The 13,904-nt window shown below is 64.1% G+C and carries 15 protein-coding genes; 10 read left to right on the plus strand and 5 right to left on the minus strand.

The window, feature by feature from the left end; translation table 11 throughout:
* Positions 1 to 84: 84 nt before the first annotated feature.
* From I6F35_RS22950 to blaOXA, 3 genes are all read left to right on the plus strand, one after another.
* Complete coding sequence (locus I6F35_RS22950; protein WP_225119927.1) at positions 85 to 1,623, plus strand: flagellar hook-length control protein FliK; 1,539 nt, start codon at positions 85 to 87, stop codon at positions 1,621 to 1,623.
* Positions 1,620 to 1,886: an EscU/YscU/HrcU family type III secretion system export apparatus switch protein gene (locus I6F35_RS22955; RefSeq protein WP_225119928.1), complete on the plus strand. Its 267-nt coding sequence runs from the start codon at positions 1,620 to 1,622 to the stop codon at positions 1,884 to 1,886. Before I6F35_RS22950 ends, I6F35_RS22955 begins: the two co-directional genes overlap by 4 nt.
* 69 nt (positions 1,887 to 1,955) lie before the next feature.
* Entirely contained in the window at positions 1,956 to 2,774 is an 819-nt protein-coding gene (blaOXA, locus tag I6F35_RS22960; protein WP_225119929.1) for a class D beta-lactamase, read from the plus strand.
* A 23-nt stretch (positions 2,775 to 2,797) separates the two neighbouring features.
* On the opposite strand, the gene I6F35_RS22965 is transcribed toward blaOXA, so the two are convergent.
* Entirely contained in the window at positions 2,798 to 3,205 is a 408-nt protein-coding gene (locus I6F35_RS22965; RefSeq protein ID WP_225119930.1) for a DUF4260 domain-containing protein, read from the minus strand.
* A 146-nt stretch (positions 3,206 to 3,351) separates the two neighbouring features.
* On the opposite strand from I6F35_RS22965, the gene I6F35_RS22970 reads away from it, so the two are divergent.
* Both I6F35_RS22970 and I6F35_RS22975 read left to right on the plus strand, forming a co-directional pair.
* Positions 3,352 to 4,884: an acyl-CoA carboxylase subunit beta gene (locus I6F35_RS22970; protein ID WP_225119931.1), complete on the plus strand. Its 1,533-nt coding sequence runs from the start codon at positions 3,352 to 3,354 to the stop codon at positions 4,882 to 4,884.
* A 45-nt stretch (positions 4,885 to 4,929) separates the two neighbouring features.
* Entirely contained in the window at positions 4,930 to 5,244 is a 315-nt protein-coding gene (locus tag I6F35_RS22975) for a hypothetical protein (RefSeq protein ID WP_225119932.1), read from the plus strand.
* A gap of 4 nt (positions 5,245 to 5,248) precedes the next feature.
* On the opposite strand, the gene I6F35_RS22980 is transcribed toward I6F35_RS22975, so the two are convergent.
* Entirely contained in the window at positions 5,249 to 5,710 is a 462-nt protein-coding gene (locus I6F35_RS22980) for a VOC family protein (protein ID WP_225119933.1), read from the minus strand.
* A gap of 231 nt (positions 5,711 to 5,941) precedes the next feature.
* On the opposite strand from I6F35_RS22980, the gene I6F35_RS22985 reads away from it, so the two are divergent.
* Positions 5,942 to 6,208: a twin-arginine translocation (Tat) gene (locus tag I6F35_RS22985; RefSeq protein ID WP_225119934.1), complete on the plus strand. Its 267-nt coding sequence runs from the start codon at positions 5,942 to 5,944 to the stop codon at positions 6,206 to 6,208.
* A 229-nt stretch (positions 6,209 to 6,437) separates the two neighbouring features.
* On the opposite strand, the gene I6F35_RS22990 is transcribed toward I6F35_RS22985, so the two are convergent.
* Both I6F35_RS22990 and I6F35_RS22995 read right to left on the minus strand, forming a co-directional pair.
* On the minus strand, positions 6,438 to 6,665 hold the full coding sequence (locus I6F35_RS22990; RefSeq protein ID WP_225119935.1) for a hypothetical protein: 228 nt from the start codon (positions 6,663 to 6,665) through the stop codon (positions 6,438 to 6,440).
* 258 nt (positions 6,666 to 6,923) lie between these two features.
* Positions 6,924 to 7,619 (minus strand): winged helix-turn-helix domain-containing protein, encoded by a 696-nt coding sequence (locus I6F35_RS22995; RefSeq protein WP_225119936.1) that lies wholly within the window; start codon positions 7,617 to 7,619, stop codon positions 6,924 to 6,926.
* 197 nt (positions 7,620 to 7,816) lie between these two features.
* On the opposite strand from I6F35_RS22995, the gene I6F35_RS23000 reads away from it, so the two are divergent.
* Genes I6F35_RS23000 through I6F35_RS23010 form a run of 3 tightly spaced genes read left to right on the plus strand, consistent with a single transcriptional unit; the run spans position 7,817 to position 9,353 of the window.
* Positions 7,817 to 8,125, plus strand: a complete 309-nt coding sequence (locus I6F35_RS23000) for an NIPSNAP family protein (RefSeq protein WP_225119937.1) — start codon at positions 7,817 to 7,819, stop codon at positions 8,123 to 8,125.
* 31 nt (positions 8,126 to 8,156) lie between these two features.
* Positions 8,157 to 8,507, plus strand: coding sequence for an antibiotic biosynthesis monooxygenase (locus I6F35_RS23005; RefSeq protein ID WP_225119938.1), 351 nt, complete (start codon positions 8,157 to 8,159; stop codon positions 8,505 to 8,507).
* 33 nt (positions 8,508 to 8,540) lie between these two features.
* A complete protein-coding gene (locus I6F35_RS23010) occupies positions 8,541 to 9,353 on the plus strand; it encodes an isocitrate lyase/phosphoenolpyruvate mutase family protein (protein ID WP_225119939.1) in 813 nt (270 codons plus the stop codon).
* A 60-nt stretch (positions 9,354 to 9,413) separates the two neighbouring features.
* Here the strand turns inward: I6F35_RS23010 and I6F35_RS23015 are convergent, their stop codons facing one another.
* A complete protein-coding gene (locus I6F35_RS23015) occupies positions 9,414 to 9,821 on the minus strand; it encodes a hypothetical protein (RefSeq protein WP_225119940.1) in 408 nt (135 codons plus the stop codon).
* Positions 9,822 to 10,197: 376 nt separating this feature from the next.
* On the opposite strand from I6F35_RS23015, the gene I6F35_RS23020 reads away from it, so the two are divergent.
* Positions 10,198 to 13,689: an indolepyruvate ferredoxin oxidoreductase family protein gene (locus I6F35_RS23020; RefSeq protein WP_225119941.1), complete on the plus strand. Its 3,492-nt coding sequence runs from the start codon at positions 10,198 to 10,200 to the stop codon at positions 13,687 to 13,689.
* Positions 13,690 to 13,904: the final 215 nt, after the last annotated feature.

The following is a 13,904-nucleotide window of genomic DNA, read 5'->3' on the forward strand; positions in this document are numbered from 1 at the left end:
CTTTGTTGCAACCTTCGCCCGCTAGTTAACGGGAGGTTTACGGTGCGGAGGTAGCTTCCAGGCTTCCAGCCGAGACCCTCCGACATGGCATTGACCATCAATCCCGTGCTGCCGGTGCTTTCCGCCGAGGAGGTGGGCAGCGTCGCGCCGGAACTCGTGCTGCAGCCCGGCAGCGTGATCAATGCGCAGGTGCTCAAGGTGCTCTCCGCTGATCTGGTGCGGATCGCCATCTCGAGCCTGTCGATCGATGTGCTCTCGGAAGTTCCCCTCAAGGAGGGGCAGGCGCTGCAGCTCGCAGTGTCGCAGACCAAGGACGGGATCCGCCTCGCGATGCTCGGGCAGGGCGATGCCGCTGCCGACGACGCGGTGACGCTATCGCCCGACGCGCAACGCGCCGCCGCCAATCCCTCGACCACAGCCGAGCCCAGGAACGTGCTGACGCCGGTGGACCGCGCGGCGGTCACCAATGCTGCGCAAAATGCGGCGACGGTGCAGCGGAGCCTGGCGCCGCTATTCGCCAATCTCGGCGCCTTGGCAGCCGCGGGCAACCTGCCGCCGAAGCTGCAGCAGGCGATTGCGCAAGTGCTTGCGCAGCAAACCCCTCTCGACCAGAATCTCGACGGCGGCGACATCAAGAACGCGTTCGAGCGCTCCGGCCTGTTCTTCGAGGCGTCGCTGGGCGCCGGGACCACACCGTCCAGTGCAAGCGTCCCGGATCTGAAGGCCGCGCTGATCGTGCTGCGGCAGGCCCTGCAGTCGTCGCTCGGCGCGCCGCATGCCGCGCCGCAGGCCGCCGCCAGTACTGCGGGGCAGGTCGCGGCCCGTTCCGCGCTGACGTCAAGCCTCGCGCCATCCGATATCGAGGTCGAGGAGATCCTGCTGCCGCAGGCGCGCGTCCCGGTTGCCGACGATCTCCTGACGTCGGGCGTCATCGGGCGGGGCACGTCAAATGCCACTTCCTCCGCCGGCGCGACGCTGAATCTGATGCAGGAACTTGGCAGTTCTGCGCGTCCCAACGCCATCGCGTCCGACGTCACCGCCCATACCAACACGCCGCCACCGCCGTTCCGCGGCGCGCTGCCGGCTGCTCAACCCATCGCATTGCCGTCGCTGGCGCCGGACGCACCGCTCGCGACCGCCGCGCATCATCTGCTTGGTGACACCGACGCCGCGCTGGCGCGGCAGACACTGTTGCAGGTGGCATCGCTACCGGACCGTATCGATATCGCAAACCCGCAGATCGATACCTCATCGTCGCGTTGGCATTTCGAAATTCCGTTCGCGACCCCCCAGGGCACGGCGATGGCGCAGTTCGAGATTTCTCGTGATGGTGGCGGCGTTGAGGCCGAGATGGCCAAGCGCGTCTGGCGCGCACGTTTCTCGCTCGAGGTCGAACCGGCCGGCCCGGTCCATGCGCTGATCTCGCTCGTCGGCGACAAGACGTCGGTGCGGATGTGGGCGGAACGCCCGGCAACCGCCGCGCAGCTTCGCGCCGGTGCCCCGCAATTGAGCCAGGCGCTGAGCCGGGCCGAACTGCTGCCCGGCGACATCGTGATCCAGGACGGCGCACCGCCGCAGGCAACGCCGGCCCGCGCCGGCCATTTCCTGGACCGCGCGCTATGAGCGTCGAGACCAGGAGCCAGCTCGCGGTCGCCCTGCATTATGACCACGGCGGCGCGCCGACCGTGGTCGCCAAGGGCAAAGGAGCAATCGGCGCCAAGATCATCGAGCTCGCGAAAGCCCACGATATCCCGATCGAGGAGAACGAGGTTCTGGCCGGCGCGCTTTCCAATGTCGACCTCGGCGATGAGATCCCGGTCGAGCTCTACAAGGCGGTCGCGGAAGTGCTGGTGTTCGTGCTGCGGCTGTCGGGCCGCGCACGGTAAGGTTCTTGCCATCGTTTCATCACGATGGCATCCATCATGGCCTGCTCCTCAACTCATCCAGGTTCTGTCGTGATCAATCGCCGCCAAGCGCTCGGTCTCCTCACCGCCGCGTCCGTCTTGCCAACGCGCAGCCTCGCCAACGTGTCCTACCAGCGCAACGAGTTTCGTGATGCGCTGGCGCGGCGATTCTTCGAGCTTGGCACCGAGGGCACCTTCGTCGCCTACAAGGTCGATGACTACCTGATCATCGCCAGCGACAAGCGGAGGTCGAGCGAGGAAAAATTGCCGGCCTCGACCTTCAAGATCCCGAATTCGATCATCGCGCTGGACACCGGCGTGGTCGAGGATCCCGACAAGGACGTGTTCAAATGGGACGGCGTGACGCGCAGCATCGAGGCCTGGAACAAGGACCACACGCTGCGTTCGGCGATCGCGGTTTCTGCCGTGCCGGTCTATCAGGAGATCGCGCGGCGCATCGGCGAAGAACGGATGAAGAAATATGTCGATCTGCTCGAATACGGCAACCGCGACATCGGCGGCGGCATCGACCAGTTCTGGCTCACCGGAAACCTGCGCATCGATCCGGTGCAGCAGATCGATTTCGTGGACCGGCTGCGCCGCGGCACGTTGCCGGTCTCCAAGCGCGCCCAGGAGCTGACGCGCGATATCCTCCCCGTGACGAAGGTGGGAGACGCCACCATCCGCGCCAAGAGCGGGCTCCTCGGCGCCGAGAGCGGCAAGCCCTCGCTCGGCTGGCTGGTCGGCTGGGTCGAGAAGGGCTCCTCCGCCACCGTGTTCGCGATGAACATGGATTGCAAGAACGAGAGCCACATCGCCGCGCGCATGACCGTGACGCAGCAATGCCTCGCCGACATCGTGGCGTATTGACGGCTCGTATCGCTGCGCACTGCTCACTCGGCGGCCCGCGCCTTCCCGATCCGTCCCATGTGGGTGAAGCCAAACCCCGCCTGGTATTTCAACCCGAAGCCGAGTGCGCGGTCGATGCCGATATGGGCGAGCCAGATCATCGCGATCGAGAGTACCAGCGGTTCGGCGGTTGCAAAGCCCGTGGTCATCAGGGTCACGGGCGCCATGTAGCTGTGGGCGGCATTGTAGATGACCGCGCCTTCCTTGGGGCCAATGAGGTAGCCCGCAAAGCTCAAATCGGGCGCCAGGAACAGGACCGCGTAGACCCACCACGAGCCATCCCAGACCGCGTATAGCAGGGTCATGCCCACAAACAGCGTCAGGCCCTCCAGCCTCAGCAATGTGCGCACGCCGCCCGTGACCGAGCCGGCCTCGGCTGTGGTGTTTTCCATGGTTGTCTCCCCAAATTTGCACTGATCAGAGTACCGCCCGTGCCCGGGATTCGGGGCAAGAAGGTGGTTTCCGGTTCAGAAAATGCCGTGTTAGAACCCCGCGCGGGTTCCAGCAGCCAATCACTAGCTAATGCGGGCGGAAGCAAATGAAAGATATCCTCGACACTCTCGAAGAGCGGCGCGCCGGCGCCAAATTGGGCGGCGGCGTCAAGCGCATCGAGGCGCAGCATGCTCGCGGCAAGCTGACGGCGCGGGAGCGCATCGAGCTGCTTCTGGACAAGGGCTCGTTCGAGGAATTCGACATGTTCGTCGAGCACCGCTCGACCGAATTCGGCATGGAGAAGACCAAAGTTCCCGGCGACGGCGTGGTCACCGGCTGGGGCACCGTCAACGGCCGCAAGACTTTCGTCTTCGCTAAGGATTTCACGGTGTTCGGCGGCTCGCTGTCGGAAACGCATGCGCTGAAGATCACCAAGCTGCAGGACATGGCGATGAAGGCGAGGGCGCCGATTATCGGCCTCTATGACGCCGGCGGCGCGCGCATCCAGGAGGGCGTCGCGGCACTGGCAGGCTATTCCTACGTATTCCGCCGCAACGTCATTGCATCAGGCGTGATCCCGCAGATCTCGGTCATCATGGGCCCCTGCGCCGGTGGCGACGTCTATTCGCCGGCGATGACCGACTTCATCTTCATGGTGAAAAACACGAGCTACATGTTCGTCACCGGTCCGGACGTGGTGAAGACCGTGACCAATGAAGTGGTTACGGCCGAAGAACTCGGCGGCGCCTCGGTGCACGCGACGCGCTCCTCGATCGCCGACGGTGCGTTCGAGAATGACGTCGATGCGCTGTTGCAGATGCGCCGGCTGATCGACTTCCTGCCTTCGAACAATACCGACGGCGTGCCGGAATGGCCGAGCTTCGATTCAATCGAGCGGGTCGACAACTCGCTGGATACGCTGATCCCCGACAATCCGAACAAGCCCTACGACATGAAGGAACTGATCCTGAAGGTCGTGGACGAGGGCGATTTCTTCGAGATATCCGAGACTTTCGCCAGGAATATCGTCACCGGTTTCGGCCGCATTGCCGGCCGCACGGTGGGCTTTGTCGCCAACCAGCCGATGGTGCTCGCCGGTGTGCTCGACAGCGATGCTTCGCGGAAGGCGGCGCGCTTCGTTCGTTTTTGTGACGCCTTCAACATTCCGATCGTCACCTTCGTTGACGTGCCCGGCTTCCTGCCCGGCACCGCGCAGGAATATGGCGGCCTGATCAAGCACGGCGCGAAGCTCTTGTTCGCCTACTCGCAATGCACGGTGCCGCTCGTCACCATCATCACCCGCAAGGCCTATGGCGGCGCTTTCGACGTCATGGCCTCAAAGGAGATCGGCGCCGACATGAACTACGCCTGGCCGACCGCGCAGATCGCGGTGATGGGGGCCAAGGGCGCGGTCGAGATCATCTTCCGCTCCGACATCGGCGACCCCGACAAGATCACTGCCCGCACCAAGGAATACGAAGACCGCTTCCTCTCCCCCTTCATCGCCGCCGAGCGCGGCTACATCGATGACGTCATCATGCCGCATTCGACGCGGCGTCGGATCGCACGGGCATTGGCAATGCTGAAAGACAAGAAGGTCGAGATCCCCGTGAAGAAGCACGACAATCTGCCGTTATAGGCCGCACTCGGGCGGATTAGCGAAGTGTAACCCGGAGGAAGCAACATGCCCGCAGCACTTTTCATCGTCCGTGCCACCGTCACCGATCCCGCGAAACGCGCCGCGTTCGATGCCTGGTATTCGCGGGAGCATTTGCCGGATGCGTTGAAAACGTTCCGGGCGCAGAAGGCGTGGCGGCATTGGAGCGCAACTGACCCGTCGCAGCATCTGGCGATTTATCAATTCGCCGACCAGGCTTCGCTGGAGCGCGCGATCGATGGCGAGGAGATGAAGCGGCTGGTTGCCGACTTCAACCGCGATTGGCCCGATGTCACGCGCACGCGGGAAGTGCTGGTGCTGGCGGAGGAGGTTGCGGCGTAACGCTCTACGCCGCCTTGCCCTGATTCTTGAACATCTCCGCAGCGCGTCTTTTGATTTCGTCCGGCGCGACGTCCTCGATGTGCGTGCCGAAGAACCAGTTATTGCCTGCGACGTCCTTCACGCCGCCGGTGCGGTCGCCGTAGAACTGGTCTGCCGGCTCCATGATCGACGTCGCACCGGCCTTGATGGCGCAGCGGTAGGCGGTGTCGACGTCGGGCACGTAGAGATAGAGCATGGCGGGCATGGCCTTGGCTTGCTCGGAGGCATCGGCGATCATCACCATGGAATCGCCGATCTTGAGTGCCGCGTGCATGATCTTGCCGTCAGGCCGCAGGGTTGGCTCGTGATGCTTCCGGGCGCCCAGCGCCTCCTCCAGGAAGCTGATGATCCTCGCGGCGCCTTCCACGACGAGATAGGGCGTCACGGTATGAAACCCATCCGGAGTCGGTCGTGCCTTTGCCGCCATGGCGTTCTCCCGCGGAGTTGGAGGTAACCCCCCGTTAACGCGGAGCATCCATTTTGGTCGCATCCCGCCGGCGAAAAAACCGAAGGTGCGGCCGCATGGAACCGCTGAGAGACGGCAATTGCTGCGGTGCTTTTTGTCGCGCCCAGCTCACGTGTGCAATTCAGCGCGCATTCATCTCACGGCGGCAACACTGTTCCCGCATCACATGCTTAACAAGAAAAGGACGATGTCATGGAACGCCGCGACTTTTTCAAGATTGCGTTGGGCGTTGCCGCCAGTGCGGTGACCTTTGCCGCAACCGCGCAGGCCGCGCCGATGGTACCACTGAGTGAGGACGCGCGGCGGCCTTCCGACCCAGACGCCCGTCCCGCGGTCACCACCGGCGATGAAGTTGACCACGTCAAGCCGGAGCAGGTGCATTGGCGTCGCCGCCACTGGCATCGTCATCGCCACTGGCACCGCCGCCACTGGCGCCATCGGCACTGGCGCCGCTGGTGAGGCCCGGTTCAATGGGCCGCCACAAAGCTTTCATAATCCGGCAGGCGGAGCTTCAAGCTCATCAATCAGAAAGGCGTTGCCTCCCGAATCCCTGCTGATGACCGGAATCAAAAAGGGCAGGGACTGCGAGCCGCGGTCCCTGCCCTTTGCTTGATCACTATATGGTTTAACCAACCCGCTCGGCCAATCTGGTTGGCCGAGCTTTATTCGATTTCGCTCCAACGAAAGCTTAGAAAGGCCGGCAGCGGCCGTAGCGCCAGACGAAGCCGCGGGGACAAACGCGAGGCGCCACGACGACCCTTGGTGCAGGCCGCACCACGACGACGCGGCCGTTGGGCCGGCAGCCGCCATACGGTCCGCGGTGGAAGCCGGGGCCGCAACCGCCCGCCGCATTTGCGGAGCTGAAGCTCGCGACCATGCCGGCAGCCACGACAGCCGCCGCCAGAAGATACTTCATTCTAGTTCTCCCTTTAAGTTCTCGCCGCACTGCAAGACCGGAATAGTTCGAATGCGGCAGTGATTCGCCGCGCTGGAGTGTCGCAGACGCCGCATCACTTGTCGCGGAGCATAATTTCCGGGGCTGAACGCGATGTGAACGGAGCGGTCACCGTGAAGCAGGAGATGTCGGCGCCAAGACTTGCCTCCGGCCGGCTTTGCCGGTGCAAATGACAAAGCGATGACGGCGCCGACCACCGCGGCGGACTTGAACGCGCCGTTACTCGCCGGTCCCAAACAGCGCCGCAAACCGCCTTTCGCCGTTTCGCGAGAAATTCACCACGCGGCTGCCCGGAGTCGGATCGCGCGCCGCCCATTTCAGTTCGGTGAAGCGCTCCATGATCGCAGCGCCCAGCGTGCCGGCCAGATGATGCCGCCGCTCGCTCCAGTCGAGACAGGCCTTGCACACCGGGCGGCGGGGATGGACGAGCGCGTCCGCCTCGATCTGCAGCGCCTTCAATATGAAGCGCTTGCCTTCGCCGGTCAGCTCCATAGCATCCTTGCTCTGCCGGATCAGCCGCTGCTTCTTCATGCTGTCGAGCATCTGAACGCCGAGGTCGCCGGCGAGATGGTCGTAGCAGATCCGCGCGCGCCGCAGCGCGGGGTCCTTCGGCCCGGTGCGCACGCGCATGTGGCCGGCGCGCGCGGCGAGTCCCGCAAGCCCTTCCAGCACGCCTGCGACGTCGGTACCGGTGAGGCGGTAGTAGCGGTGGCGGCCCTGCTTTTCCGGCTCGATGAGCCCGCCGGTTTCGAGCTTGGACAGGTGTGAGCTCGCGGTCTGCGGCGTAATGCCCGCTTCCTGCGCCAGCTCGCTTGCGGTAAGCGCACGACCGCTCAGCAGCGCGGTGAGCATGTTGGCGCGCGCGGGATCGCCGACCAGCGACGCGACCATGGCGATGTCAGGACCTGCTTTCATAGTTCGACCATAACCGAAGCATCGACGTCGAGCAAGGCGTTATCGTTCTCACAACCTGATCGCGAGGCGTCGCAACAGTGACGGCGCGGCAATGCATCATTCCGCGCGCGCGGACGGATGCAGCTTGCGCCTGCGCTCGTCGAGCTGCGGCGAAGGAACGCTGGCGCTCGCGATGATGCAAGCTGTCGGAGCAACCCATGACCATCACCGTCTTCATCCGCTACCAGCTCGATCCATTCAAGCGCGGGCAGTTCGAGGAATATTCCAGGCGCTGGCTCACCATCATTCCGAAATGCGGCGGCGACCTGATCGGCTATTTCATGCCGCATGAGGGCACCAACAACATCGCCTTTGCGCTGATCTCGTTCGAAAGCCTTGCCGCCTATGAGGCCTATCGCGCGCGGCTGCGCGCGGACGCCGAAGGCATCGCCAACTTCAATTTCGCCGAGGAACAGAAGTTCATCCTGGCCGAAGAGCGGACATTTTTGCGCCCGGTTACGTTGTAGGCTATCGCTTTGCGCAACGAGGGAGGAGCCAATGATCGCCGTGATCTTCGAGGTCTGGCCGAAGCCGGAACTTCGGCAGCAATATTTCGATCTCGCCGCCGAGTTGCGGCCGATCCTGGAGACCATTGACGGCTTCATTTCCGTGGAGCGCTTCGAAAGCCTGACCGAGAAGGGAAAGTTTCTGTCGATATCGTTCTTCCGCAATGAAGCCGCCGTCGAAGCCTGGCGCAATGTGGTGGAACACCGCAGGTCGCAGGCGAAAGGTCGCGCGGCCATCTTTGAAGATTACCGGATCCGGATCGCCAGCGTGGTGCGCGACTACGGCATGAACGATCGCGCGCAGGCGCCGAAAGACAGCCGCGCCGTTCATGAGCCGCACTAGCTCGCAGCTCAAATCATGGAAAAGGAGAGAAACATGCCGGTCACGACCGCCGAGAAGCGCGCCGCATTCAGGAAGATGCATGAGAGCGGCTGCTTCATCCTGCCCAATCCCTTCGACGTCGGCAGCGCCCGCGCGCTGCAGCAGCTCGGCTTCAAGGCGCTCGCCTCCACCAGCGCGGGCTTTGCGTGGACCATCGGCAAGGCCGACAACCGTGTTACGGTCGACGATGTCGTCACCCATCTGACCGCGCTCTGCGCAGCGGTCGATCTGCCCGTCAACGCCGACTTCGAGGGCGGCTTTGCTGTCGAGCCGGACAAGGTCGCCACCAACGTCGCGCGTGGCGTGAAGACAGGTGTCGCGGGGCTCTCGATCGAGGACTCGACCGGGGATGCCGCAAAGCCGCTCCACGATTTCAACCTAGCGGTCGAGCGCATCAAGGCCGCGCGCAAGGCGATCGACGCCGAGAATAGCGGCGTCCTGCTCACCGGCCGCTGCGAAGCCTTCCTGTGGGGACAGAACGATCTGAATCTCGTCATCGAGCGGCTGCAAGCCTATTCGGCCGCCGGTGCCGATTGCCTCTACGCGCCCGGCATCAAGACCAAGGAAGAGATCGCCGCGGTCGTGAAGGCCGTGCACCCCAAGCCTGTCAACCTCCTCATCGCCTCCGGTCTGTCGCTGCAGGACGCCGCCGATCTCGGCGTGCGCCGCATCAGTGTCGGCGGCTCGCTGGCGCGCGCCGCCTGGGCCGGCTTCATGAAAGCCGCCCGCGAAATGGCGGAGCAGGGGACCTTCACCGAGCTCGCCCATGGCTATTCCGGCGGCGAGCTCAACAAGATGTTCAAGTAAGCGGCTGCACAAGAATACGGCGGGCAAACCGATGCCCGCCGTATTCGAATTTCGCTGCCTTTACTTGTTGCTGTCAGGCATCTTCGAACGGTCGACCTCCTGGCCGGTCGGATTCGACTGCGGCGGGGTCGGGCGGTTGGTGGTCGAGCCCGTCGTCGTGCCGGGTTCGGTGTTCGCCTTCGGCATGCCCGGTGGCGATGCGGGATTGGCCGGCTGGTTCTGCGCACTCTGCGATGGCGGCGTCGTGCCGGCGTTGTTAACCGACGTGTTGTTCAGGCCATAGAACACGGCGCCGAGCACCACCGCGATCGCAATCGCGAACATCGCGATCTTCGCTCCGCTGGCCGGACCCTCGGCAAGCTCCGGATCCGGTTGCAACTCATTGTCCAGATTGTTGAGACGCGCCTGATGGCGGATCTCTTCCTCGGTCATATTGCTGCGGTCAGGGTTATTCGGTTGGTTTGCCATTGGGTTCCTCCGTTATCCCGAAAGACAACTCTCCAGTACTCCCCCACGTTCCCGTGATCCTGCACGGCGCGCACGTTTGCTGGCTAAAGAATGCACTGCACAAAAGCGCGCAAATGAGAATCGCGCCGCCAACCCTGCACGACCGGTCAGCATCCGGCCCTCCGGCGACGTCACGGCATTTCGCGCGACACCCTTCGGACGCACGAAGCGAAAATAAACCGGATCATTCCAGGCACGAAATTGCGAACTTCGAAGCCGAGGCGCCAGCGCACAGAATTGTGCTGCGCGGCCTTCGAAAACCGACATAGACTGGTTCTAAAGCGCTTGGATGACTAGCTAAAATCAGTCGTCGCGACCAGGAATGAAGAGGGCTTAGATGGGAATCAACCAGGGTCCGATCAGTCTCGACCAGAAGTACACGCAAGGTACAGGCCATATCTTCCTGACCGGCATCCAGGCCTTGGTCCGGCTGCCGATGGCGCAGATCCGCCGCGATCGCGCGGCCGGCCTCAACACCGCGGGCTTCATCTCCGGCTACCGTGGCTCGCCGCTCGGCGGCTACGACCAGCAGCTCTTCGCGGCCAGGCACCATCTCGAGCAGTACAACATCAAGTTCCAGCCCGGCGTGAACGAGGACCTGGCTGCCACGGCCGTCTGGGGCTCGCAGCAGCTCCACCTCTCGCCCGGCGCCAACTATGATGGCGCGGTCGGCATCTGGTACGGCAAGGGCCCCGGCGTCGACCGTTGCGGCGACGTGTTCCGCCACGGCAATGCGGCGGGCTCCGCCAAGCACGGCGGCGTGCTCTGCCTGGCCGGCGACGACCACGGCGCCAAATCCTCCACCGTCCCGCACCAGTCGGACCATGCCTTCATCTCCGCGCTGATGCCCTATCTCTATCCATCCAGCATCCACGAGATGATCGAGATGGGCCTGCTCGGCATCGCGATGTCGCGCTACTCCGGCTGCTGGGTCGGCATGAAGGTGATCACCGAGACGGTGGAGACCACGGCGGAGATCGATCTCAGCGACGAGATGACGCCGTTCGTGATCCCGACCGATTTCGAGCTGCCGCCGGGCGGGTTGAACATCCGCTGGCCCGACGACCGTTTCGAGCAGGACCGCCGCCTGCAGGACTACAAGGGCTTTGCCGCAATCGCCTTTGCCCGCGCCAACAGGGTCAATCGCATCACCATGGATTCGCCGAACGCGCGCTACGGCATCATGGCCTCGGGCAAGAGCTATGAGGACATCCGCCAGGCGCTGCGCGAGCTCGGCATCACCGAGGAGATCGCCGCCAAGATCGGCATCCGGCTGTACAAGATCGGCATGCCCTGGCCGCTGGAGCCGGAAGGCGTCCGCAACTTTGCCGTCGGCCTCGAGGAGATCTTCATCGTCGAGGAGCGGCGCGAGATCGTCGAGAACCAGGTCAAGCAGGAGCTGTTCAACTGGCGCGACGACGTCCGTCCGCGCATCGTCGGCAAGATGGACGAGCACGACAAGCGCTTCCTCACCTTCGCCGCCGAACTCAGCGTCGCCTCGCTTGCAAGCTCGCTGACCGAGCGCCTGCTTCGACTTAATCTCAATCCTGAAATCGCCGAGATGCTGCGTGCCAAGGCCGACTGGTTCAACGGCCGCCAGGCGACGCAGATGCAGGCCACAGCGCCGATCGCCCGCACGCCGTATTTCTGCTCGGGCTGCCCGCACAACACGTCAACGAAGGTGCCGGAAGGCAGCCGCGCCATGGCCGGCATCGGCTGTCACTTCATGGCGCTGTGGATGAACCGCAACACCGAGACCTTCACCCATATGGGCGGCGAGGGCGTGCCGTGGGTCGGCATCGCGCCGTTCACCGACGAGAACCACATCTTCGCCAACCTCGGCGACGGCACCTATTTCCATTCCGGCATTCTCGCGATCCGCCAGGCGGTCGCTTCCAAGGCCAACATCACCTACAAGATCCTCTATAACGACGCGGTCGCGATGACCGGCGGCCAGCGCCACGACGGCGACCTGTCGCCGCAGCAGATCACCTTCCAGCTCCACGCCGAAGGCATCCGCGAGATCTATCTCGTCTCCGAAAATCCCGATGCCTATCCGGCCAACACGATTGCGCCGGGCGTGAAGCTCGCGCATCGCGACGAGCTCGAGAACGTCATGAAGGCGTGCCGGGAGTTCAAGGGCACCTCCGCGATCGTGTTCGTGCAGACCTGCGCCGCCGAGAAGCGGCGTCGCCGCAAGCGCGGGCTGATGGAGGATCCGCAGCGCCGCGTGCTGATCAACCCCGCCGTGTGCGAGGGCTGCGGCGACTGCTCGGTGCAGTCGAACTGCATCTCGGTCGAGCCGCTGGAGACCGAGTTCGGCCGCAAGCGCACCATCAACCAGTCGAGCTGCAACAAGGACTATTCCTGCCTGAAGGGTTTCTGCCCGTCCTTCGTCACCGTCGATGGCGGCAAGCTGCGCCGCCGCGCGCCGCCCGATCTCGGCGCCATCGGCGATCTGCCTGAGCCGGCCACGCGGCCGTCGCTGGAGCGTCCGTACAACATCGCGGTCGGCGGCGTCGGCGGCACCGGCGTGCTCACGATCGGCGCGCTGCTCGGCATGGCCGCGCATATCGAAGGCAAGGCCAGCATGATCCTTGATATGTCCGGCCTCGCGCAAAAGGGCGGGGCGGTGCTCAGTCACGTCCGCTTGTCCGATCACCCGGCCGACGTCACCTGTTCGCGCATCGTCACCGGCACTGCCGATCTCGTGCTGGCGGCGGACGAGGTGGTCGCGGCGTCGAAGGAGACCATCACGCTCTGCGAATCCAGCCGCACCGCCGGCATCATCAACAGCCATGTGATCCCGACCGCGGATTTCATTCTCAACCGCGATTTCGACTTCCAGGTTCGCAAGGTCAATTCGGTGCTGGAGAACGCGCTGCGCAAGGACTCCGCGTTCTTCGATTTCACCAGGCCTGCCGAAGCGTTGCTTGGCGATAGCATCGCCACCAACATCATGATGATGGGCTACGCCTATCAGAAGGGCCTGCTGCCGCTGTCGGCAGCCTCGATCGAGCAGGCGATCGAGGTCAACGGCGTCTCGATCAAGATGAACAAGGAAGCCTTCCAGCTCGGCCGTCTCGCCGCCGCCGATCCTGCGCGGCTCGCCGCGATGATGAAGGACCAGGACGAGCCGGTGGCGCCGAAGACGCTCGACGCCATGACGCTGGACGAGATCATCGCCCATCGCAGCGCCCATCTCACGGCGTATCAGAACGGCAGGCTGGCAAAACGCTATCGCAAGCTGGTCGACCAGGTGCGCGATGCCGCCACAAAGGGCGGCTACGGCGAGGCGCTGCCGCGCGCCGTCGCGATCAACTACGCCAAGCTGCTCGCCTACAAGGACGAATACGAGGTGGCGCGGCTCTACACCGATGGCCATTTCGAGCATCAGCTTCGCGAGCAGTTCGAAGGCGAGTTCAAATTCAACTTCAACCTCGCCCCGCCGATCCTGAGCCGCGGCGTCGACGCCCAGGGCCGTCCGAAGAAACGCGCCTTCGGTCCGTGGATGCTGAATGTCTTCCGCCTGCTGGCGAAACTGCGCTTCCTGCGCGGCACGCCGCTCGACATCTTCGGCTACAGCGCCGACCGCAAGCTCGAGCGCGATCTGGTCGCGGGCTACGAGAAGGACGTCGCGACCGTGCTCAATTTGCTGTCGCCGGTTACGGTCGATACCGCCGTCGAACTGCTCTCGCTGCCCGACCGCATCCGCGGCTACGGCCCCGTGAAGGAGAAGGCGGTACAGGACGCCAAGGCGCGCTATGCCCAACTCGCCGCCGATCTCGCCAACCCGCCGCCCGCGCCAAGGCAGATGGCGGCGGAGTAGGGCGCCTCTTGCCCCTCATGGTGAGGAGGCGCAAAGCGCCGTCTCGAACCATGAGGCCCGGATCTCACCCGCGGCCATCCTTCGAGACGCCCGCTTTGCGGGCTCCTCAGGATGAGGGTTGGGTGTGCGGCCACAACCGCTTCCCTCTCGCCGCACGGAATATTTCCGCGCTTGCCAAGGCCTGCCTGACGGTCCAGAAAAACGCTCGCGCAAGA

It is taken from the genome of Bradyrhizobium sp. BRP22, from assembly GCF_020194175.1.
GTDB lineage: Bacteria > Pseudomonadota > Alphaproteobacteria > Rhizobiales > Xanthobacteraceae > Bradyrhizobium.

What these genes read in the sequence shown, in the direction of transcription:
- I6F35_RS22950 (WP_225119927.1), top strand. Translation starts at nt 85, where the DNA reads ATGGCATTGACCATCAATCCCGTGCTGCCGGTGCTTTCCGCCGAGGAG.
- I6F35_RS23010 (WP_225119939.1), top strand. Translation starts at nt 8,541, where the DNA reads ATGCCGGTCACGACCGCCGAGAAGCGCGCCGCATTCAGGAAGATGCAT.
- I6F35_RS22990 (WP_225119935.1), bottom strand. Translation starts at nt 6,665, where the DNA reads ATGAAGTATCTTCTGGCGGCGGCTGTCGTGGCTGCCGGCATGGTCGCG.
- I6F35_RS23000 (WP_225119937.1), top strand. Translation starts at nt 7,817, where the DNA reads ATGACCATCACCGTCTTCATCCGCTACCAGCTCGATCCATTCAAGCGC.
- I6F35_RS23005 (WP_225119938.1), top strand. Translation starts at nt 8,157, where the DNA reads ATGATCGCCGTGATCTTCGAGGTCTGGCCGAAGCCGGAACTTCGGCAG.
- I6F35_RS22975 (WP_225119932.1), top strand. Translation starts at nt 4,930, where the DNA reads ATGCCCGCAGCACTTTTCATCGTCCGTGCCACCGTCACCGATCCCGCG.
- I6F35_RS22980 (WP_225119933.1), bottom strand. Translation starts at nt 5,710, where the DNA reads ATGGCGGCAAAGGCACGACCGACTCCGGATGGGTTTCATACCGTGACG.
- I6F35_RS22970 (WP_225119931.1), top strand. Translation starts at nt 3,352, where the DNA reads ATGAAAGATATCCTCGACACTCTCGAAGAGCGGCGCGCCGGCGCCAAA.
- I6F35_RS22995 (WP_225119936.1), bottom strand. Translation starts at nt 7,619, where the DNA reads ATGAAAGCAGGTCCTGACATCGCCATGGTCGCGTCGCTGGTCGGCGAT.
- I6F35_RS22955 (WP_225119928.1), top strand. Translation starts at nt 1,620, where the DNA reads ATGAGCGTCGAGACCAGGAGCCAGCTCGCGGTCGCCCTGCATTATGAC.
- I6F35_RS22985 (WP_225119934.1), top strand. Translation starts at nt 5,942, where the DNA reads ATGGAACGCCGCGACTTTTTCAAGATTGCGTTGGGCGTTGCCGCCAGT.
- I6F35_RS22965 (WP_225119930.1), bottom strand. Translation starts at nt 3,205, where the DNA reads ATGGAAAACACCACAGCCGAGGCCGGCTCGGTCACGGGCGGCGTGCGC.
- I6F35_RS23015 (WP_225119940.1), bottom strand. Translation starts at nt 9,821, where the DNA reads ATGGCAAACCAACCGAATAACCCTGACCGCAGCAATATGACCGAGGAA.
- I6F35_RS23020 (WP_225119941.1), top strand. Translation starts at nt 10,198, where the DNA reads ATGGGAATCAACCAGGGTCCGATCAGTCTCGACCAGAAGTACACGCAA.